This window comes from Bordetella sp. H567, from assembly GCF_001704295.1.
Taxonomy (GTDB): domain Bacteria; phylum Pseudomonadota; class Gammaproteobacteria; order Burkholderiales; family Burkholderiaceae_B; genus Bordetella_C.
Genome location: NZ_CP012334.1, coordinates 466108 through 485554 on the forward strand (window position 1 = coordinate 466108; position 19447 = coordinate 485554).

At 66.4% G+C, this 19447-nt stretch carries 21 protein-coding genes; 9 read left to right on the plus strand and 12 right to left on the minus strand.

Translation table 11 applies throughout. The features are described 5' to 3' along the window. Positions 1-18: 18 nt before the first annotated feature. From AKI39_RS02085 to AKI39_RS02100, 4 genes are all read right to left on the minus strand, one after another. Positions 19-909 (minus strand): carbohydrate ABC transporter permease, encoded by an 891-nt coding sequence (locus AKI39_RS02085; protein ID WP_158515141.1) that lies wholly within the window; start codon positions 907-909, stop codon positions 19-21. An 82-nt stretch (positions 910-991) separates the two neighbouring features. Beyond that, positions 992-1909 (minus strand): carbohydrate ABC transporter permease, encoded by a 918-nt coding sequence (locus AKI39_RS02090; RefSeq protein WP_158515142.1) that lies wholly within the window; start codon positions 1907-1909, stop codon positions 992-994. Positions 1910-1986: 77 nt separating this feature from the next. Beyond that, positions 1987-3051: an ABC transporter ATP-binding protein gene (locus tag AKI39_RS02095; RefSeq protein ID WP_066631976.1), complete on the minus strand. Its 1065-nt coding sequence runs from the start codon at positions 3049-3051 to the stop codon at positions 1987-1989. A gap of 36 nt (positions 3052-3087) precedes the next feature. Next, positions 3088-4431, minus strand: a complete 1344-nt coding sequence (locus tag AKI39_RS02100) for an ABC transporter substrate-binding protein (RefSeq protein ID WP_066631978.1) — start codon at positions 4429-4431, stop codon at positions 3088-3090. Between the two features lie 120 nt (positions 4432-4551). Between AKI39_RS02100 and AKI39_RS02105 the strand changes: the two genes are divergently transcribed. Continuing rightward, a complete protein-coding gene (locus AKI39_RS02105) occupies positions 4552-5478 on the plus strand; it encodes a LysR family transcriptional regulator (protein WP_066631980.1) in 927 nt (308 codons plus the stop codon). Between the two features lie 161 nt (positions 5479-5639). On the opposite strand, the gene AKI39_RS02110 is transcribed toward AKI39_RS02105, so the two are convergent. Then, the gene (locus AKI39_RS02110; RefSeq protein WP_066631982.1) at positions 5640-6542 is read right to left on the minus strand and encodes a LysR family transcriptional regulator; all 903 of its coding nucleotides are present in this window, start codon (positions 6540-6542) and stop codon (positions 5640-5642) included. Positions 6543-6696: 154 nt separating this feature from the next. Between AKI39_RS02110 and AKI39_RS02115 the strand changes: the two genes are divergently transcribed. After that, positions 6697-7641, plus strand: coding sequence for a hydroxymethylglutaryl-CoA lyase (locus AKI39_RS02115; protein ID WP_066631984.1), 945 nt, complete (start codon positions 6697-6699; stop codon positions 7639-7641). 124 nt (positions 7642-7765) lie between these two features. After that, a complete protein-coding gene (locus AKI39_RS02120; protein WP_066631988.1) occupies positions 7766-8386 on the plus strand; it encodes a glutathione S-transferase family protein in 621 nt (206 codons plus the stop codon). A gap of 66 nt (positions 8387-8452) precedes the next feature. On the opposite strand, the gene AKI39_RS02125 is transcribed toward AKI39_RS02120, so the two are convergent. After that, positions 8453-9247 carry a hypothetical protein gene (locus tag AKI39_RS02125; protein WP_076879648.1) on the minus strand — a complete coding sequence of 265 codons (795 nt, stop codon included), beginning with the start codon at positions 9245-9247 and terminating at the stop codon, positions 8453-8455. Positions 9248-9438: 191 nt separating this feature from the next. On the opposite strand from AKI39_RS02125, the gene AKI39_RS02130 reads away from it, so the two are divergent. Beyond that, complete coding sequence (locus AKI39_RS02130; protein ID WP_066631991.1) at positions 9439-9882, plus strand: GNAT family N-acetyltransferase; 444 nt, start codon at positions 9439-9441, stop codon at positions 9880-9882. Between the two features lie 96 nt (positions 9883-9978). Here the strand turns inward: AKI39_RS02130 and AKI39_RS02135 are convergent, their stop codons facing one another. From AKI39_RS02135 to AKI39_RS02160, 6 genes are all read right to left on the minus strand, one after another. Continuing rightward, positions 9979-10542, minus strand: a complete 564-nt coding sequence (locus tag AKI39_RS02135; RefSeq protein WP_066631993.1) for an SAM-dependent methyltransferase — start codon at positions 10540-10542, stop codon at positions 9979-9981. Between the two features lie 149 nt (positions 10543-10691). After that, complete coding sequence (locus AKI39_RS02140) at positions 10692-12071, minus strand: APC family permease (RefSeq protein WP_066631996.1); 1380 nt, start codon at positions 12069-12071, stop codon at positions 10692-10694. Positions 12072-12359: 288 nt separating this feature from the next. Then, on the minus strand, positions 12360-12656 hold the full coding sequence (locus AKI39_RS02145; protein WP_066631998.1) for an antibiotic biosynthesis monooxygenase family protein: 297 nt from the start codon (positions 12654-12656) through the stop codon (positions 12360-12362). Positions 12657-12684: 28 nt separating this feature from the next. Further along, positions 12685-13119, minus strand: a complete 435-nt coding sequence (locus AKI39_RS02150; protein ID WP_066631999.1) for a cupin domain-containing protein — start codon at positions 13117-13119, stop codon at positions 12685-12687. A 39-nt stretch (positions 13120-13158) separates the two neighbouring features. Further along, a complete protein-coding gene (locus tag AKI39_RS02155; RefSeq protein WP_066632000.1) occupies positions 13159-14529 on the minus strand; it encodes an NAD-dependent succinate-semialdehyde dehydrogenase in 1371 nt (456 codons plus the stop codon). 27 nt (positions 14530-14556) lie between these two features. Then, entirely contained in the window at positions 14557-15507 is a 951-nt protein-coding gene (locus AKI39_RS02160) for a Bug family tripartite tricarboxylate transporter substrate binding protein (RefSeq protein ID WP_145925172.1), read from the minus strand. 182 nt (positions 15508-15689) lie between these two features. Here AKI39_RS02160 and AKI39_RS02165 point away from each other — a divergent pair, with 182 nt between their 5' ends. The 5 genes from AKI39_RS02165 (at position 15690) to AKI39_RS02185 (ending at position 19394) form a co-directional block, all read left to right on the plus strand. After that, entirely contained in the window at positions 15690-16646 is a 957-nt protein-coding gene (locus AKI39_RS02165) for a LysR substrate-binding domain-containing protein (protein WP_083228579.1), read from the plus strand. Positions 16647-16728: 82 nt separating this feature from the next. Beyond that, positions 16729-17253: an META domain-containing protein gene (locus AKI39_RS02170; RefSeq protein WP_066632008.1), complete on the plus strand. Its 525-nt coding sequence runs from the start codon at positions 16729-16731 to the stop codon at positions 17251-17253. A 15-nt stretch (positions 17254-17268) separates the two neighbouring features. After that, positions 17269-17787 (plus strand): META domain-containing protein, encoded by a 519-nt coding sequence (locus tag AKI39_RS02175; protein ID WP_066632010.1) that lies wholly within the window; start codon positions 17269-17271, stop codon positions 17785-17787. 8 nt (positions 17788-17795) lie between these two features. Further along, on the plus strand, positions 17796-18611 hold the full coding sequence (locus AKI39_RS02180; RefSeq protein ID WP_076879649.1) for a sulfurtransferase: 816 nt from the start codon (positions 17796-17798) through the stop codon (positions 18609-18611). Positions 18612-18620: 9 nt separating this feature from the next. Next, positions 18621-19394: a 5'-methylthioadenosine/adenosylhomocysteine nucleosidase gene (locus tag AKI39_RS02185; RefSeq protein ID WP_066632012.1), complete on the plus strand. Its 774-nt coding sequence runs from the start codon at positions 18621-18623 to the stop codon at positions 19392-19394. Positions 19395-19447 lie beyond the last annotated feature (53 nt).

A 19447-nucleotide genomic window follows, 5' to 3' on the forward strand; every position in this document is an offset into this window, starting at 1 on the left:
GGCCCTTGCGGGCCGTGCTTACTCGCCCTTGTTCGCGCCCTCGGCCAGGCCCAGCGTCAGCTTGCGCTGCACAAGCACGTAGAAGGCCAGCACCGGCAGGGTCACCAGCACGGCCGCGGCCAGCAGCATGCCCCACGAGTAGATGTTGTCCTGGCCTATCCAGGTGGCCAGCCCCAGCGTCAGCACCTTGTTGCGCTCCGAAGATGTGAACACCAGCGCGAACAGGAATTCGTTCCACGCATGGTTGAAGCTGAAGACGCCGGTGGACACCATGCCGGGCAGGGCCAGCGGCAGCACCACGCGGCGCAGCGCCTGCAGCCGCGTGCAGCCGTCGACCATGGCGCTTTCCTCCAGGCTCACGGGAATGGCGTTGAAGTAGGCGCGCATGTACCACAGGGTCAGCGGCAGCGTGAACGCCAGGTTGGCGATGATCAGCGACGCCAGCGTATCGGCCATGCCCAGGTCCACCACGTACACGTATAGCGGCAGCACCACCAGTACTTCGGGCAGCATGTAGCTGAGCATCGTGACGCGCGAAAACACCCGTACGGCGCGATAGGAGAATCGGCTCAGGCTGTATGCGCCCAATGCGCCCAGTACCAGCGAGATGACGGTGGTCGTGCAGGCCACGATCAGGCTGTTCAGGAAATACATGCCGAAGCTGGTCTGGGCGAACAGGTCCCGATAGTTCTGCAGCGTCCAGGTGCGCGGCAGGAAGGTCGGGGGCACCTGATAGAACTCGCCCGAGGCCTTCAGCGACGAGATGATCATCCAGAAGAGCGGAAAGCCCGCAACCACCAGGGCGGTCAGCAGCAGCAGCCAGAAGACCAGGCGCCGGGAGGCCAGGTTCAGCGCGTTCAGGGCATCGGGATGCAGGCGCGGGCCCGGCGCCGCGGAAGTGGCCGTCATGCTCATGTCGTGCGCTCCTGTGGCCGCGTTGCGCGTGGCCCGGCGTTGCCGGCGCGGTGCGAGGACTGCCTTGCCGCCGCGTTCATCGTTTCGCCTCCGCGCGCCGGATCAGCATGAAGTAGGCGGCCAGCAGCACGCCCAGGATGACGGCCGTGACGATAGCCATGGCGGCGGCGCGGCCCATTTCGCCGTCGACGAAAGCCTTCTCGTAGACCAGCACGGGCAGCGTGGTGGTGGCATCCATGGGGCCGCCGCCCGTCATCAGGTAAATGATGTCGAACTTGTGGAAGGTCCAGATGGTGCGCAGCAGCGCGGTCAGCAGGAAGACCGGCATCACATAGGGCAGAGTGATGCGCCAGAACTGCTGCAGGTCGCCGGCGCCGTCGATGCGCGCCGCTTCGTATTGCTCCTGCGGGATGGATTGCAGCACGGCCAGGAGCGCCAGCACGGAGAACGGCAGGAATTTCCAGACACCCACCACGATGACGGAGAACATGGCCATCGAGGGGCTGTCCAGCCAGTTCAGCGGCTGGTCGATGGCCCCCACGGCGACCAGCAGGTAGTTCAGGATGCCGACCACGTCGTGGAACATGTAGCGCCATATCAGCACGGCGACGACCGTGGGAATCAGGTAGGGCGCGAAAGCGATGGCGCGCGCCAGGCCGCGGCCGAAGAAGGCGCGGTTCAACAGCAGCGCCACTCCCAGCCCCAGCACCATCTCCGCGCCGACGCTGCCGAAGACCCATATGGCTGTGTTCACCAGCGCGTGATAGAAGGCACTTGAACGGAAAACCCAGGCATAGTTGCGCAGGCCCGCGTAGGCCCCGCCGCCGTCGCCCAGCCCGGAATCGCTGAAACTCAATCCGATCACGGTCACGGCCGGCACGGCAACCAGCAGGACGAGGATGGCCACGCTGGGCAGCAGCGTGACGCAAGCCACCATGCGGTTCTCGTGTTCCGTGGAAGTCCCGCCTCCGGGCGGCCGCGCGGGCGCGCTCATGGGTGTGCCCTCCTGTCGCTGCGCGACATCCTCCCCGTGGGAGGGAGCGCTGCCTCCGGGCGGCCGCGCGGCGGCGCTCATGCCAGCCTCTGCCGCAGCGGTACCACCCGGGCGGCGCCGCCGCGCGGGCGTGCCAGGCGGGTTTGCGGGTCGAACAGCGACAGGTCGGCGGCGCGGACGGCGAAGGGCGCGAGTTCGCCGACTTCCTGTGTGTACGGCACCGTTGCGGGAATGCGCGCGATCACGCGGGCGGCGGGATAGCCGCCTTCGGTTTCGCCATGGAACAGGCGTTCCCCGCCCAGGTACTCGATGCGCCGCAAGCGCAGGGGAATGTCGACCAGCTCGCCTTCGTCACGGAAGAAGGCGCGCGGCATGTAGTGTTCCGGACGGAAGCCGATCACGTCGCCGCCGGTCTCGATCAGGTTCATCGGCGGCATGCCGACGAAGGTGGCCACGAAGGTGTCCGCGGGATGCAGATAGATGTCTTGCGGCGTGCCGATCTGGCGCACGCGGCCTTCGTTCAGCACGGCGACGCGGTCGCCCATGCCCATGGCTTCGGTCTGGTCGTGCGTAACGTAGAGCCAGGTGCCCTTCACGCGATGCTGGAATTCGCGCAAGTCCTCGCGCGCCGTATGCCGCATCTTGGCATCCAGGTTGGACAGGGGCTCGTCCAGCAGGAAAACGTCCGGATCGCGCACCAGCGACCGCGCCAGCGCGGTGCGCTGGCGCTCGCCGCCCGAGGTGTGGCGCGGCTTGCGCTGCAGCAGGTGCTCGATGCCGACCATCCTGGCGGCCCAGCGCACCTTGCCGTCGATGTCCATGTTGCGCGTGCCGCGCACCCGCAGCGGGAATGCGATGTTTTCGTAGAGCGTCAGGTGCGGATACAAGGCGTAGTTCTGGAACACCATCGCGACGTTGCGGTCCTTGGGCCGCAGGCGCGTAACGGCATGCCCGTCGATCAGCACCTCGCCTTCGGTGGGCGTTTCCAGTCCCGAGATGATGCGCATCAAGGTCGATTTGCCGCAGCCGGACGGGCCCAGCAGGATCAACAGTTCGCCGTCATCGACCTTCAGGCTGACGTCGTCGACGGAATGCTGCTGCTGGAAGTACTTGTGTATGCCGCGCAGTTCCAGACTGGCCATGCGTGTCCCCTTCCATGTATGCCGGGTGGGCCGGCCCTAGCGGTCCTTCAGGTCGCGCACCAGCGCATTCATCTGCGCGGCGCCCCAGGCGGCCGCCTTGGCGGGGTCTTCGCCGCCGGCCACCACGTGCTGGACCACCTGCGCCGGAATCCCGCGCGCGATGATGGGACCGATATAGGGGTTGTGTACGCCGGACATGACCACCTTACCGCCGCTGAAGGTGGCGCCCGCCTCCTGGTCGAAATCCAGCGAATTCGAGACGTCGAAGGCGGTGCGCGCGACGTCGACCCTGCCGTCCAGCGCGCTCTTCCCGGCGGCAAGCACGGCTTCCTGCGCGCTTTTGATCGGGGGAATCATGTGCGGGTAGGCGGTGAGCGCGAAATCGCGCGCGCGGTCCCCGCTGACGATGAACTTCAGGAACTTCATCGCGGCTTCGGTGTGTTTCGCGCCGGTCTTGGGGCTGGCGATGGCGTAGCTGTTGGTGCTCAGGAACTTGACCCCGACGCCGGCCGGGCCCACGGGCATCAGGGCCGCGCCCGTCTCTTGCGCCAGCTTGGGCACGGACTGCTGGGCGTTGGCGATCAGGCGCGGGGCATAGATGTCCAGGCCGATCTTGCCCGTCAGGTAGACATTGATCATGTCGCTGTACGAGTACGAGACCAGCCCCTTGGGCGCGTACTGCGCCATGTCCTTCATGAACGCCAGCGCCTTGATCGTGCCCGGGTTGTCGAAGCTGACGTTCAGGTCCTTGTCGAAGAAGGTGCCCCCGGCCGACCACATCAGCATGGCCAGGTACAGGCTGGTCATGCGGTTCTGCCCCGCGGGCAGGATAAAGCCGTTGACGCCATCCTTGTTCAGCGCCTTCGCGGCCGCCTTCAGCTCGTCCCAGTTCTTCGGGACCTGCAGCCCGGCCGCCTTCAGCAGATCGTCGCGGTACCAAAGCACGCTGAAGTTGTTCAGCGCATACGGTACGTCGTAGTAGTGTCCGTCGATCCGGGACAGCGATCCTGCGACGAAGTCCTTCTCGCCGATGTCCGATACCAGGCTGTCCAGCGGAGCGAGATAGCCTTTGCGCGCGAACTCGACGCGTTCCTCCGAAAGCAGCTTGAAGACCTCGGGCATGGTGTGCGCGCGCAGCGCGGCGGTCACCTTCTGCAGCCGGGCATCGGTGCTGACCGATTCCATTTCGATCTTGATGCCCGGGTTCTGTTTTTCGAACTCGGCGATCGCCTTGTTGTAGAACGCGATGCTGGGTGGATCGGTTTCGTTCTGCAGGAAGCGCACCACCTCGGTGGGCTGCGCGAACGCGGATGGGGCAATCGGAATGAGGGCGCTCGCCATGGCGGCAAGCGATACTGCCCGCAGGGATGTCCAGGCCATTTCGTTTTCTCCGGCCGTTATCGTTGTCTCCTGCTGGGTATCCTAAGTAGGCATGCCGCGCTTGGGAACGCACCAAAACGTCGCGGCTTTCGATACCGTGGGTATGGAGTCCGCAAGGCGATGAACAAGATCAAGGAAATCGAGGCACTGGTTGCCGCCATCGAAAAGGGCAGCCTGGCCAAGGCGGCGCTGGACCAGGGCGTAACGCCAGCCATGCTGGGGCGCCGCATTGACGCCCTGGAAACGCGACTGGGCGTGAGGCTGGTGCACCGCACCACGCGGCACCTGACGTTGACGGAGCAGGGCGCCTTGTTCCTGGACAGCTGCCACAAGATCCTGGACGAAATGGAGTACGCCGAAAGAATGGTCTCCGAGGGCCGCAACAAGGCGACCGGGCAATTGAGCGTCTACGCGCCGGCCGCCTTCGGGCGCCGCCACGTCGCGCCGCATGCGCGCGCCTTCGTGGCGCAGCATCCGGGCGTGCACATCACGTTCAACCTGACCACCAGTCCGATCGACCTGGTTCGGGAACGCTACGACGTGGGCATACGCATCGGGCAGGACGGCGTCGACCCGAACTTCGTCGCGGTGAAGCTGGCGAAGAACCGTCGCGTGATCTGCGGGTCGCCGGGCTATTTCGAGCGCCACGGGGTGCCGCGGCGTCCGGAGGACCTGATGCGGCACAACTGCCTGGTGTTCAGTTCGCCCTCGCATCACGGCAACGACTGGGGCTTCGAGGTGGGCGGACGGACGGTGACCGTGCGGGTGGCCGGCAATGTCGGTTGCAACGATGGCGAGCTGCTGACGCATTGGGCACTGGATGGATTGGGGCTGGCACGGCGCTCCACCTGGGAGGTGCAGCCGTACCTGGAATCGGGCCAACTGATGTCGGTGCTGGACGAATATGCGCGGCCCGGGCAGGACATCCTGGCGGTCTATGCGCCGCAACGGTATGTGCCGGCCAAGGTGCGGTTCTTCATTTCGGCGCTGCGGGCGATCTACGCGCAGCCGGGCTACTGGTCCCGGCCGGTGTCGGCCCAGGACTGAGGACGGGCCGCTTTGCCGTTGCTAACCAAAAGTTTCGGCGTCGCCCCCCTACCTGCCATGCGGTCCCCTCTATCCGCTCCGGACGGCCCATACACTGGCGTCACTCCTTACGACAGGCATACATCCCATGAAGATTCTTCTCGTCGGCGCCACCGGCGCTCTCATTCCTCGGCGGCCTGGCCTTTCCCGGTCAAATGGTTGACGAATAGCTTGGCGGCCGTGGGCAGGGCCTGGAAGGACCGCACGCATATCTGCAGTTCGCGGTGCGCCCAGGGTGCGTCGATGCGCAGGATGCCGATATCGAAAATGCGCGCATAGAGCGTGGCGATATCCACGGGCAGCACCCCCAGGCCCAGGCCGGCGTTCACCATGAAGCACAGGGTGTCGAAGCCCGTGACCTGCACCTTGACCCGCAAGGACTGTTCGAGCCGGTCCGCCGCATTGGCGACGATGTGGTTGATGGCGCTGCCGGTATGCAGGCCGACGAAATCGTAGGCCAGCGCGTCGGCAAAGCTGAAATCCTGCTTCGCCAGCAGCGGGTGATGCGCCGGCGCGATCAGCGCCAGCGTGTCGCGGCGGTAGGGCAGGACCTCGACCTCCCGGCCCGGTGGCATGCCGGAGAAAATGCCCACGTCGGCGGCGTTCTCGTGCACGGCTTTCAGGATGACCGGAGAGATTTTCTCTTCCAGCTGGAGCTGGATGTTGGGATAGGCCGCCGCGAAGGCGCGGATGTCACCCGGCAGGAACTGCGTCAGCGCGGAAATATTCGCGAAAACGCGGATAAAGCCGCGCGCGCCGCTGGCGTATTCGCGCATGGACACGGCGATGTCGTCCAGCTCCCGCAGCGCCCGCCGCGCCATGGCCGCCAGGGCCATGCCGGCGTTGGTGGGCTGTATCCCCTTGTTCGTACGGACGAGCAACTGGGTGCGCAGCTGGTCTTCCAGCTCGCTCATGCGCTTGCTGACCGCCGCGGCCGCGATGTGCTCGCGCTCGGCGGCGGCGGCGATCGTTTTTTCCTCGATCACGCTGATGAACAGCCGCAGGGAGGTGGGATCCAGGTGCATGCGGCGCAGTATACGTCCGGCCATCCCGTCGTCGCCACTGGCGACGGCCAGGTGCCGGTGGCCATCGTCAGGCGCGATGGCGCCATCATGAATCGTTCATTCCGCGGCGGTGTGCCCGATTGCTAGACTGCCGTTTCCGGAAAAGGACACGATCATGACCAGTACACCGAACGGCAATCCGACGAACGGCCGGCTCCATATCCAGGAAGTCGCGCCCCGCGACGGTTTCCAGAACGAAAGCCAGTTCGTCGAAACCGAGGACAAGATCCGTTTCATCGACGCCTTGTCGGCCTGCGGCTATGCCAAGATCGAGGCCACTTCGTTCACCTCGCCCAAGGCGATACCCGGGCTGCGCGACGCCGAGATCGTCATGCACGAAATCACGCGGCATCCCGGCGTGGTCTACACGGCCCTGGTGCCCAATGTACGCGGGGCGGAACGGGCGCTGTCCTGCAAGGTCGACGAGGTCAACCTGGTGATGTCGGTCAGCGAAACCCACAACCGGTCGAACCTGCGCATGTCGCGCGACGAGTCCTTCGCGCAGCTGTCCGATGTCATCGATGCCGTGCGGGGCAGCCACGTCGCCATCAATGTATCGCTGTCGACGGTGTTCGGCTGCCCGATGGAAGGCGATATCGACCCGTATGAAGTCTTCGAGCTGATGGACCGCTTCGCGCAGCGCGGCGTCAACGGCATCACCCTGTGCGACACCACCGGAATGGCCTATCCCAGCCAGGTCGAAGCGATATCGCGCCGCGCGAAGTCCCTGTTCCCGCAGCTGGAGCTCACGCTGCATTTCCACAATACGCGCGGCATGGCGCTGGCCAATACCATGGCGGCCCTGCGGGCGGGCGTGGACCGCTTCGATGCCTCGCTGGGCGGCATCGGCGGCTGCCCGTACGCGCCGGGCGCCAGCGGCAACGCCTGCACGGAAGAACTGGTGCACATGCTGCAGCTGGACGGCTACGACACGGGCGTGGACCTGGCCGGAATACTGGCCGCCGCCCAGACCCTGCCGGCGCTGATCGGCCACGACGTGCCCAGCCAGATATTGAAGGCCGGCACGCGCGACCGGCGGCATCCGGCGCCTTGCCAGTAATTGGGATTAACATGCAACGGCCCCCGCGACGGCGCATGGTTCGGACAGGGCAATCCGCGATCTTTCGATGATCCCCGCGCGGTACGGCGGGCATGCCGCCGGCCTTACCGTGAGCAGTCGTCCCATGAAATTCCATTATTCGCCTGGTTCCTGCGCGCTGGCCGTCCATATCGCGCTGGAAGAAGCGGGTGCCGAATACGAGGCGCACCGCGTGCATTTCGACCGGCAGGAGCAGCGTTCGCCGGAGTACCTGAAGATCAACCCCTTGGGCCGCGTGCCGGTACTGGAGACGCCGCGCGGGGTGCTGACGGAGGTGATCGCCATCCTCGGCTATATCGCCGCCGCGTATCCGCAAGCGGCCCTGGCGCCGGCCGATGCCTTCGACATGGCGCGCATGATGTCCTTCAATGCCTTCCTGTCGTCCAGCGTGCATGTCGCCTATGCCCACCACACGCGCGGCGCCCGCTGGTCGGACGATGCCGGATGCCAGGCCAGCATGGCGGCCAAGGCGCCCGCGAACTATTCCGATCTGTTCCAGATGATCGAAACCCGCAAGCTCGGCACCGCGTGGGCGATGGGCGAACAGTACACGGTGGCGGATCCGTATCTTTACGTGATGACCCGCTGGCTGGCACGGATGGACATCGATGTCGCGCGCTTTCCTGGCGTCGCCGCCCATCATCGGCGCATGAACGAACGGCCGGCGGTGCAGCGGGCCTTGCAGGCCCAGGGCTTGTCCGCATAGCAGGACAAGGCGGCGCGCGCGCTGTCTGCCGGCATGCCCGCAGGGGCGGCGAAGCGCGCCGCCCGGTCAATGCAGGTTGAATACCCAGCACCGCAGGCTCTTGCGCGCGATGCGGCTGTTGACCACCCGCACACCCAGGAAATACGGATGCCGGCTCTTCTTGAGTTCACTGCGCAGTTCCGGCGTGAGCTCGATGGGTGCCGGGGCGCCGGCCAGTTCGCGCGCCAGGTGGCGGAAGTTCAGCGCCAGGAAGCGATCCGAACGCCGCGCGTGATTCAGCTCCGCGCCGTTCATCATGCGCCCGAAGACGGTATCCCAGAAACGCTCCAGCACCGGCGAGGCCGTGGTGCGCGGGACGATGGGAAACTGGCACAGCTCACTGAGCTGCGCGCGCAGGATTTCCTGTTCGATGGGCGTCGCGCAGGTCTTCAGCGCTTCCGACAAGGAAGACATTTGCGTCTGCAACCGCCGGAACTGGCGCTTGATCGCCGCCCCGTCGATGGCCTGCGTGGTGGCTTCCGACCGCATCGTCCAGTGGTCGAGCAGGCTGGGGAATCCCTCCAGCTGCAGGATGGCCAGGCGGTGGCGCAGCTGGGTGTCCGCGTGCGTCTCGGCCAGGCGGTCCAGCCACAACGTCAATGCGCCGATGGGCAATGTATGGGTTTCCGCCGCGCGCCGCCGGTCCGGCACGGTCTTGACCTGGTCGCGCAGGTCGGGGTCGGTGTCTAGCCGGCGCAGTTCCGCCCAGGTGTCCAGCTTCATGGATTCGCATAGCGGTGCGATGGCTGCGAGGACTGTCCTGCCATCATGCGAGCAGGGAATGCGTAGATCGGCGAACGGTGTATCGACGAAATCGGACATGGAGAGCGCTCCCATATTCTGACAGCCGCATCCCGTGGATGTGGCGGTTGGGCCCGCGCGTTGCATCTCGCCAGTGCCGGCGGTGGTCGCGGTCGGGCATGCACTCATCCTAAGGATCCCGCCTCGCCCATTGCTTTAGGTTTCGGTTGAAGCGTTTTGATAAACGGTTCGAAATGCCGCAGAATCGTCGAATGGAAGCTGCCCCTGAATTGTCGTTTCGCCCCGCCACCGAGGCGGACATTCCCACCCTGCTCGCCTTGCGGCAGCAGACCATGACCCCCCATCTGGAACGCGCGGGCGCACCGCGCGATCGCGACGCCAATCTGGCGCGGGTGAACTATCGGCTACAGGATGCGCTGCTGGTGTACGAGGGCGCGGCGCTGGTCGGCCTTTTCAAGGTCGCGCGCGACGGTCCCGAATGGACGCTTGTGCAAGTGCAGATCGTGCCCGGCCGCCAGGGGCAGGGCTTGGGCGGACATCTGGTGCGCGCGCTGCAGGCGCAGGCGGCACAGGCCGGTTGCGCCATCACCCTGGAGGTATTGAAGGGCAACCCGGCGCGGCGCCTGTATGAGCGTTGCGGCTTCGCCGTGGTGGGCGAAAACGCGCTGGAGTACTGCATGCGGTGGTCGCCGTAGCGTCAGGCAGGGGCGCCTGCGGCGGCAAACGGAGAGGGCACCCGGACGCGGCCGTGCGGGCACCCCGCGGCGATGGGGCCGGCAAGGCCATGCGCCTCAATGCCCGGGAACGGTCCAGAAGTAGACCATGCGGCCGTCGACGTTCAGCGTTTGGTCGGGCGTCCAATCCCCCATGTCGAAGGCATGGGACACGATGCGCGTCCCTGGCTTGAGCTTGAGCAGGGTGGGCCGCAGCTTGAGGTTCAGCGACGGCAGCAGGTACAGGCTGATGACCGTGGCTTGCGACAGATCCTGTTGGAACAGATCGCCCTGGACGAATTGCACCTTGTCGACAACTCCTTCTTTTTTGGCGTTCGCCCGCGCTTCCTGGATGCGTACCGGGTCGATATCGACGCCTACGCCGCGGGTGCCGAATCGCTTGGCGGCGGTGATGGGGATGCGGCCGTCGCCGGAGCCCAGGTCATAGAGCACGTCGTTGGGCCCCACCTTGGCGACTTGCAGCATGGCGTCGACCACCGGTTCGGGCGTGGGCACGAAAATCACGTCGGGCGTGCGAGGCTTGGCGGCGGTGTCGGCGGATTGCGCCCGCACCCCCGTCGCGGCGATCGAGAGCAAGGCGCCCGCAAGGGCCAATATCCATGAATGCCGAAATATGCGCATGGTGCAGCTCCTGATGTATGTGACGAAACAAGGCCGGGATCCCGGCGGCGTTGTGAATGTTCGCCGTGGCACGACCACGGCTGCGCCTCGCGCCTAGCCATCCACCTGATTGCGTACTCCCGCGAGGCTCTTTCGCGTGTTAACAGGCCCTAATCGGCGGCGGCCGTCGCCGGGCGACCGCGGCACAGCAGCACCAACGCGCCCAACGTCAGCACGCCCAGGCCGGCGAGTGCGCCCACGCCCGTGTGCACGACGCTGGCATAGAGCAGGTAGGCACTGGTGCCGCAGAAAAGCAGCGGCGTGAACGGATAGAGCGGGACGCGGAAGGGGCGGGCGCGCGCCGGTTCGCGGTGGCGCAGGACGAATAGCGCGATGCCGGTCAGCACGAAGAACAGCCAGAACACCGGCGCGGTGTACTCCACCATGGTGGCGAAGCCGCTGCGCGTGGCGGCGCCCAGGCCCACCAGCGCCAGCGCGATCAGGCCCTGCACGATCAAGGCGTTGGTGGGCGTATGGTGGCGCGTGTCCCAGCGGCCCAACATGCGGAACATGGTTTCGTCGCGGCCGAAGGCATAGGTGGTACGGGCACCTGTCAGTACGGTGGCATTGGCGGACGTCAGCGCCGATATGGCGACTAGCGCGCTGATGATAAGCGCGCCGTTTTCCCCGAGCACGGCGCGCAGGGCGTCGGCCGCGACGGCGTTGGAGGCGGCCATGCCCGCCAGGCCCAGCACCTTGGCATAGGCCAGGTTGACCAGCAGATACACCGCCGTGACCAGCGCCAGGCTCCAGAACAGTGCGCGCGGCAGATTGCGGCCCGGCCCCACGACTTCCGCGGACACGTAGGCGGCTTCATTCCAGCCGCCGTAGGTCAGCATCACGAAGATGAGCACGAGTCCCCAGTTGGTAGCCGTGGGCAGGGTGGACGGCGTGACGGCGCCGCCCGTCGATTCCCCGCCCAGCATCAGTCCGGCGCCGATGATGAACAGCACGCCCGCCACTTCCAGCACCGTCAGGCAGTTCTGCGTCCATTTGCCGGCGCGCAGGCCGACGATATTGACTAACGTGAGCGCCACCACGGTCAGCGCCGCATAGATGGCCGCGGAGTGCGCGCCCAGCCGCAGGATCTGGCTGGCGTAGTCGCCGAAGACATAGCCCAGCAGCGCGATGGAGCCGGCGGGGATGATCGTCAGCCGCGCCCAGGCGAACAGGAAGCCCGTTTTCTCGCCGAAGGCCCGGCGTAGATAGTGGTAGTCGCCCCCGGCGTCCGGGTACGAGGTGGCGAGTTCGGCGTAGCACATGGCGCCGGCCAGGGAAATCAGGCCCCCCGCCGCCCAGGCGATCAGGATGTGGTCCAGGCTGGCGGCATTGGCCGCGATCAGGGCCGGGGCGCTGAAGATGCCCGCACCGATGACGATGCCCACCACCAACGCCATCACGTCCAGGGTCGATAACAGCGGGGAAGGGCGCGCCGACGCGGGGCGTGCGCACGGCGAAGCGGGAGGCTGCGTGGAAGAGGCGTCGCGCACTGGGAGCATTCCATGACCGTGGACGAAGCGGGCAAGCGCGGATAAGCCGACGCCTTACCACATCGCCAGGGATGGTAGCACCCGATGATGAATATTTAAGCTTATCGTCAGAAACAAAACGTTAGGCCGCTCGTCGCCAAACGTAATCGCCCGCTTGGCGGCGGATGAGGCGCAATCAGCCGCTGCCGCGGGCGGTCGCGCACCAAGGAAAAACGCCATGGCGCGTAGCCATGGCGTTCCGGTGGGGGCGGCGTCCGCGCGCCAAGCGCCGTCGCCCGCCCCGCCGCATCAGCCCAGGTCGACCAGCCGGGTATGTTCCACAGCCGGCGGGGCAGCGAAATACGGGCTGACCAGCTCGCGCCACTTGGCGAAGTCTTCCGAGCCGCGGAAGTCCACCGTGTGGTTTTCCAGCGTGGCCCATTCGACGAACAGCCGATAGCGGTTGGGCGATTCCACCGAACGCTGCAACGATACGCCATGGCAGCCCTTGGCCCGCAGGAACAGCGGCTTGGCCTTGGCCACGCCGGCTTCGAAGGCCGCGTGGGTGCCGTCCTGGATATCGATCTGCGCAATTTCGAGAAACATCGTCGCTCCTTGCTGATACGCCGGGCGTTCAGCGTTTGATGTGTTCCAGCGCCACCGGATTGGTCACGCCGGTTTCCGTCAGCGTGCGCGTCGCGTTGACGGACGCGTAGATCCACAGGATCTTCATCGGCTGCGTGTCCGACATGTTACGAAAGCGGTGCGACACATTGGGCGGTATCCACGTCGTGTCCATGGGCTGGAGGCGGTGCTCCTCGCCGTTGATGTCGAGCATCGCGTCGCCTTCCAGCAGCATCACGCTTTCCTCGCAGTTGTGGCTGTGGAAGGGGATCTTCGTGCCGGGCGCGAATTCCGTGATGCCATTGATGAAGGCGGTGGCGCCGTCGCCGGCGGTCACCAGCGGGATGGTGCGGGCGCCGCCGCCGCGCTCGTAGGCCGTCAATTCCGACGGGCGGTAAATGCCCGGCTTCGGGCCGCCTTTCTGGGTGGTATTGGATGTGGTCATGCTGTGGACTCCCGTGAACAACCTGGTCTGCCGCTGCGTTCAGCGCGCGGGACCGGTCCAGACCGATTTGATATTGGTGAATTCCTTCAGGCCGTAGCTGCTCAATTCGCGCCCGTAGCCGGACTGCTTGATGCCGCCGAAGGGCAGGCGCGGATCCGATGCCACGGTACCGTTGATGAATACCGCCCCGGCCTCGAGTTCACGCGCCAGGGTATCCGCACGGTCCAGGTCGCCCGTCCACAGCGCGGCGCCCAGGCCGAACACGGTGCCGTTGGCGATGCGGACCGCATCGGCGGCGTCCTTGCAGCGAAGGATGGCCGCGGCCGGGCCGAAGGTTTCGTCGCGGCCGGCGGCCATGTCGGGGGTGACGCGGTCCAGCACGGTGGGTTCGAAGAAATAGCCCTTGCCCTCGCGCGGCGCGCCGCCCAGCAGCAGGCGGGCGCCCGCGTCCACCGACGCGCGCACCTGCTGGTGCAGGTCGGTCCGCAGGTTATCGCGCGCCATGGGGCCGACGTCGACGGCGGCATCGCGCGGGTCGCCCACCATGAGCTCGCGTGCATGCGCGATGAAGGCGTCGACGAAGGCGTCGGCCACCTGGGCCTCGACGATGAAGCGCTTGGCGGAAATGCAGCTCTGTCCGGCGTTGTGGAAGCGCGCCTTGACCGCGGTCTGCGCGGCCAGGTCGATGTCCGCATCGGCCAGAACCACGAAGGGGTCCGATCCGCCCAGTTCCAGCACCTGTTTTTTCAGTGCCGCGCCGGCTTGCGCCGCGATCGTGCGGCCGACCGGCGTCGAGCCGGTGAAAGTAACGGCGGCGATGCGGTCGTCGCCGATCAGGCGCTGCACCCGCGAGGAATTGACCAGCAGCGTGGAGAACAAGCCCGCGGGGGCATCGGCGCGCTCGAACACCTTGGCCAGCGCGACGGCGCACTGCGGCACGTTGTTGGCGTGCTTGAGCACGGCCGTATTGCCGGCCAGCAAGGCGGGCGCGGCGAAACGCATGACCTGCCAGAAGGGATAGTTCCACGGCATGACGGCCAGCACGGTGCCCAGCGGGTCGAACACCACTTTGCTGTGGGTGGCGTTGCTGGCGACGACTTCGGGGGCCAGCAGGCGTTCCGCTTCGTTGGCGTAGAAGTCGCAATTGATGGCGCACTTCTCGACTTCGGCCATGGCCTCGGTAATGGGCTTGCCCATTTCCGCCGTGATCAGCGCCGCGTATTCGGCCTTGCCGGCCCGCAGGGCGGCGGCCAGCCGGCGCAGCACGTCCTGGCGCTGGGCCAGGCTGGTGCGGCGCCAGTCGCGCTGCGCGGCCTGGGCGCGCGCCAGCGTGGCCTCGATGGCGGCCTCGTCATGCTCCTCGAAGGTGGCGAGCGTGGATTCGTCGAATGGGTTGATGGAGTGAATCATGAATACCTTCTTGACACAGGCGTGCCGTTACTCCGCCTGGATGTTGTTGTCCCGGATCAGTTTTCCGTACACGGCATAGCCTTCCGCGGTACGCTTGCCGAGCTCTTCGGGCGACGACCCTATCGGGTTGGCGCCCTGCGCCGCCAGCTTGGCCAGCACTTCGGGCTTGGCCAGCACCTGCTTGATCGTGGCGTTCAGTTTCTCGACCACCGCCGGCGGCGTCTTGGCCGGGGCGACGATCACGAACCAGGAAGAAAACACGAAGCCTGGCGAGCCGGATTCGGAAATCGTCGGCACGTTGGGCAGTTCGGCCATGCGCTTTTCCGACGAGATGCCCAGCAGGTCCACGCGCTTGCTGTCGATCAGGCTCTTGGACGTCGCCAGGGCCTGGAAGGCCACTTTCGCCTCGCCGCTGGCCACGCCCATCGCGGCCGGGGTCGCGCCGCGATAGGGCACGTGCACCATGTCCAGCTTGTTCTTGGAGGCGAACAGTGCCATGGCGATGTGCTGCGGGCTGCCGATGCCGCCGGATGCGTATTCGATGCGGCCGGGCGCGGCCTTGGCGGCAGCGATCAGGTCAGCCGCGTTCTTGTACAGTCCCGGCGTGGCGATCAGGCTCCATTCGAAGGTGGTGACCAGCGAGACCGGCGCGAAGTCCTTCAGGGGATTCCACGGCGTCTTGGACAGGTTGGGCACCATGGTGAGGATGCTGTCGTTGAACGCGCCGATGGTGTAGCCGTCGGGGTTGGCGGTCGCCACCCGGTTGGCGCCGATGGCGCCGGCCGCGCCGGGCAGGTTTTCCACGATGACGGACTGGTTCAGGATCTTGCCCATCTCCTGGGCCACCAGGCGCGCCACATTGTCCACGGCGCTGGCCGCCGCCAGCGGGATGATCATGGTGATGGGGCGTTCGGGATACGCGGCCCGCGCCTGTTGCGCGACCCCTGCCGCCAGGCAGAGCGTTGCGGCAACTTTCACTGCCGCCCGACATTTGTTCCATGCCTTCACAGCCTTCTCCTCGATGTTGGTATACGTTGTCGACCTCGCGGGCGTCACTCTAGGGACGCCCTCGCCCCCTGTCCAATGGCGATTTTCTATTTATCGCATCGAAAGCCGCCATAATTCGTTACGCTTACGCCCTGTCCGCCGGACAGGGCGCCATGGGGGCCGTTCCAGTCATGACCAATAAATCCGGGATCAAGCTGCGCCAGCTGGAGTATTTCCTTGCGATCGCCGACACGCTGCATTTTTCAAAAGCGGCGGAAAAGCTGTTCGTGACGCAGTCCACGCTGTCCCATCAACTGGCGGAACTGGAAACCCACCTGGGCAAGGCGCTGTTCGACCGCTCCGGCAAGCACGTCCGGCTCACCCAGGTGGGGCAGGTCTTCCATGCCTATGCCAAGCGCACGCTGGACGAACTGGCGGCCGGTTGCGCGGCGCTGGAGGAGCTCGACGCCTTGCGCCGCGGCCATCTGAATATCGGCGCCAGCCAATCCTTCACCCGCAAGCTGCTGCCCCCGGTCGTTGCCGAGTTCATGCGGGCCTATCCGGACGTCCGCCTGACGGTCAAGGAGATGATGGCGCCCATGATCGAGGAGCAGCTGGCCACCGGGGACCTGCACCTGGGCATCGCCTTCGTGCCGGCACGCCTGGAGGAAACGGCGGTGGAGTCGCTGTTCACCGAACGGCTGATGCTGGTCGTGGGAAGCGGCCACCGGCTCGCGGCCCGCAAGCGCGTGCGGTTGGCGGACCTGGCCCGCGAACCGCTGGTGCTGATGACGCGCGATTACTACACGCGCGGGCTGGTGGACCAGTACTTCGACCAGCGCGGGCTGGTGCCCAACATCGTCTGCGAAACGAACGCGCTGAGCCTGATGATGGACCTGGCGGCGTCCTCCCAGGTGGTGACCCTGTTGCCCGAGAGCACTATCGACCCGTCCGGCCGCGTGGCCGTGATCCCCGTTTATGAACCGGTGCCCATCCGCGTGACGGCGCTGCTGTGGTCCAAGCGGCATCACCGGACCGTCGCGGCCACCACCTTCGCGCGGCTGCTGCGCGAGCGGCTGCGCTCGGCCGAAACCGGGTTGCGGCGCTCGGCGGCGGCCGTTACGCAATGAAGCACCCTCGGTCTGTCCCCGTGGCGTGCCTGCCTACAATAGAGGCTTTGCCTCGTTCGGCCTGACCCCAGGAGATCTCCCGATGCCGCTTCTTTCCCTGTCCCGTTGCGCAGTGCTGGCGGCCGCCGCGGCCATACTCGGGGGATGCTCGACCACGACGGGCCAGGCCCAGGCACAGGGGCCGGGCGCGGCGCAGGCCGCGACCACATCGGATTCGCTGGCGCAGACGCATTGGCGGCTGGCCCGCTGGCAGTCGCCGGGCGGCGCGGATTATCCCCTGCAGCTGGGCCAGATCTATCCGCCGCTGAGCATTGCCTTCATGGCGCGGAATCGGGACTACCGGGTATCCGGCTTTTCCGGCTGCAATGAATTCGCGGGCACCTACCGCTTGCAAGGCGGCAAACTGATCATTACCCTGCCGTCCAGCCGCACGATGCAGTGCGCCACGCCGAAGCTGCGCGACGCCGAGCGGGATTACCTTTCGGCCCTGGCCCATATCGTCACGTTCACGCTGGACAGCGGCGGGGCGCCGCATCAGATGACGTTCAATGTGAGCAACGGCGATGTCCTGACGTTCCTGCGCGACCAGGATATCCCGGTGCGTTGATCCTGGAGTTCTTTCATGTTTTTTTCCCGCACGCGCCGCCTTGCCTGCGTGTTCGCCGCGGTTGCGGCGCTGTCGGCTTGCGCCCGCCCCTTGCAGCCCGACCTGGCCCAGGCCCGGTACCAGCCGGCCTATGCGTCGGATTTCCTGGCCCAGACCAATTGGGTCCTGGCACGCTGGTCCCGCCCGGGCGGGACCTTGCGCCCCATTCCGCGTAACGACGGCCGCGAGCGCCCCATCACGATCAGCTTCGTGCACGAAGGCATGCAGCTGCGCGTGGCGGGATATGCGGGCTGCAACACCTACAGCAGCACCTATACCGTGGCGAACGGCGACTTGATCGTGACGGCCGCGCCGGTGGCGACGCGCATGGCCTGCCAACGCCCGGAGCTGAATCAGCTGGAACAGGATTTCCTCGCCTCGCTCACGCGCATCCGCGGCACGTCGGTCGACAACGCCGGCAATCCACGCCGCCTGTCGCTGTCGCTGGACAATGGCGACGTCCTGGATTTCGCGCGCGCCGACATGGGGCATTGAGCGTTTCCATGAGCACGATCGTCAATATCGCCGCCTATAAGTTCGTCACACTGGACGACGCGCAGGCCCTGCGGCCGCGCGTCATGGAATGCGCGGCCGGCCAGGACCTGAAGGGTACGGTGCTGCTGGCGCCGGAAGGCATCAACCTGTTCCTGTCGGGCGAAGGCCCGGGCATCGCCGCTTTCCTGGAATGGCTGCGCGCGGATGCCCGCTTCGCCGACCTGGACGTGAAATACAGCTATTCCGGCGGCGTGCCGTTTCGCAAACTGCTGGTCAAGATCAAGCGCGAAATCATCCGCATGGATCATCCCGCCATCCGCCCGCAAGCCGGCCGTGCACCCAGCGTGGACGCGCGGACGCTGGCCCGTTGGCTGGCGCGCGGCAGCGACGATGGCGGCCGGCCCATCGTCATGCTGGATACCCGCAACGCGTTCGAAGTCGACGCCGGGACGTTCGAGGGCGCGCTGGACTGGCGCCTGGACCGTTTCACCCAATTCCCGGCGGCGCTGCGGGCGCACCGCGCCGATCTGGAAGGCAAGACGGTGGTCAGCTTCTGCACCGGCGGCATACGCTGCGAAAAAGCGGCGTTGTACATGGCACAGGAAGGCGTGCGCGATGTGTATCAGCTGGAGGGCGGCATCTTGAAGTATTTCGAGGAAACGGGCGGCGCCGGCTTCAAGGGCAGCTGCTTCGTGTTCGACGAGCGCGAACGGCTGGGGGCGGACCTGGCCCCGGCGGGGGACGTACCGGCCGGGGGCGGCGCCGCGACCGTCATGGCGGCGCCGCCGCACGAAGCAGCGGGATATCCGCTGGCCACGAACTAGGATCCCGTCATGTCGCGCGCACCCCTGGGCATCATGGCGGCCCTGCATGACGAAATTGCCGGCTTGCTGGCGCACATGGGGCCGGGCGCCGCATGCCGGCGCATCGGCATGCGGGATTATTACGTCGGCGATCTGTACGGGCAGCCTTGCGTGGTCGTGCTCGCCCGCATCGGCAAGGTCGCGGCGGCCGCGACCGCCGTCACACTGATCCGTGAATTCGGCGTGCACGCCCTATTGTTCACGGGCCTGGCCGGCGGCATTGCCCCCGGCGTCCGTGTCGGCGATGTCGTGATCGCGGAAACCTTGGTGCATCACGACCTGGATGCGCGCCCGCTGTTTCCCCAGTACGAAGTCCCGCTGCTGGGCGTCAGCCGCCTTGCCACGGAACCGCGCATGAACAGCGTGCTGGCGCAGTGCGCGGTGGATTACCTGGCCCTGGCGCTGGCGCGCGACGTGGACGCGGCCACGCGCGATCTTTTCGCCATCGGCGCGCCCATGCTGCACCGCGGGCTGGTCGCCAGTGGCGATCGCTTCGTCGGCGATGCGAATACGGCCGGCGCGGTATTCGCGGCCTTGCCGGAAACGCTATGCGTGGAAATGGAAGGCGCGGCGGTGGCGCAGGTGTGCCACGAATACGAAATCCCGTGCGCCGTGCTGCGCACCGTTTCCGACCGCGCCGACGCCGCCGCGCCGGTGGATTTCGCCGCTTTCCTGACGCACATCGCCAGCCACTATTCCAGCGGCATCGTCAGCCGCTTCGTCCAGGCCTATATGGGGGAGTAGGCCCACCCCCGAAGCGCTGCGCGCTTCCCCCTCAAGGGGGCGACGCCAGCGGA

Bases quoted from the DNA above. Each gene is read 5' to 3' on its own strand.
- AKI39_RS02085 (WP_158515141.1), bottom strand. From the start codon at position 909: ATGACGGCCACTTCCGCGGCGCCGGGCCCGCGCCTGCATCCCGATGCC.
- AKI39_RS02090 (WP_158515142.1), bottom strand. From the start codon at position 1,909: ATGAGCGCGCCCGCGCGGCCGCCCGGAGGCGGGACTTCCACGGAACAC.
- AKI39_RS02095 (WP_066631976.1), bottom strand. From the start codon at position 3,051: ATGGCCAGTCTGGAACTGCGCGGCATACACAAGTACTTCCAGCAGCAG.
- AKI39_RS02100 (WP_066631978.1), bottom strand. From the start codon at position 4,431: ATGGCCTGGACATCCCTGCGGGCAGTATCGCTTGCCGCCATGGCGAGC.
- AKI39_RS02105 (WP_066631980.1), top strand. From the start codon at position 4,552: ATGAACAAGATCAAGGAAATCGAGGCACTGGTTGCCGCCATCGAAAAG.
- AKI39_RS02110 (WP_066631982.1), bottom strand. From the start codon at position 6,542: ATGCACCTGGATCCCACCTCCCTGCGGCTGTTCATCAGCGTGATCGAG.
- AKI39_RS02115 (WP_066631984.1), top strand. From the start codon at position 6,697: ATGACCAGTACACCGAACGGCAATCCGACGAACGGCCGGCTCCATATC.
- AKI39_RS02120 (WP_066631988.1), top strand. From the start codon at position 7,766: ATGAAATTCCATTATTCGCCTGGTTCCTGCGCGCTGGCCGTCCATATC.
- AKI39_RS02125 (WP_076879648.1), bottom strand. From the start codon at position 9,247: ATGTCCGATTTCGTCGATACACCGTTCGCCGATCTACGCATTCCCTGC.
- AKI39_RS02130 (WP_066631991.1), top strand. From the start codon at position 9,439: ATGGAAGCTGCCCCTGAATTGTCGTTTCGCCCCGCCACCGAGGCGGAC.
- AKI39_RS02135 (WP_066631993.1), bottom strand. From the start codon at position 10,542: ATGCGCATATTTCGGCATTCATGGATATTGGCCCTTGCGGGCGCCTTG.
- AKI39_RS02145 (WP_066631998.1), bottom strand. From the start codon at position 12,656: ATGTTTCTCGAAATTGCGCAGATCGATATCCAGGACGGCACCCACGCG.
- AKI39_RS02150 (WP_066631999.1), bottom strand. From the start codon at position 13,119: ATGACCACATCCAATACCACCCAGAAAGGCGGCCCGAAGCCGGGCATT.
- AKI39_RS02155 (WP_066632000.1), bottom strand. From the start codon at position 14,529: ATGATTCACTCCATCAACCCATTCGACGAATCCACGCTCGCCACCTTC.
- AKI39_RS02165 (WP_083228579.1), top strand. From the start codon at position 15,690: ATGGGGGCCGTTCCAGTCATGACCAATAAATCCGGGATCAAGCTGCGC.
- AKI39_RS02170 (WP_066632008.1), top strand. From the start codon at position 16,729: ATGCCGCTTCTTTCCCTGTCCCGTTGCGCAGTGCTGGCGGCCGCCGCG.
- AKI39_RS02175 (WP_066632010.1), top strand. From the start codon at position 17,269: ATGTTTTTTTCCCGCACGCGCCGCCTTGCCTGCGTGTTCGCCGCGGTT.
- AKI39_RS02180 (WP_076879649.1), top strand. From the start codon at position 17,796: ATGAGCACGATCGTCAATATCGCCGCCTATAAGTTCGTCACACTGGAC.
- AKI39_RS02185 (WP_066632012.1), top strand. From the start codon at position 18,621: ATGTCGCGCGCACCCCTGGGCATCATGGCGGCCCTGCATGACGAAATT.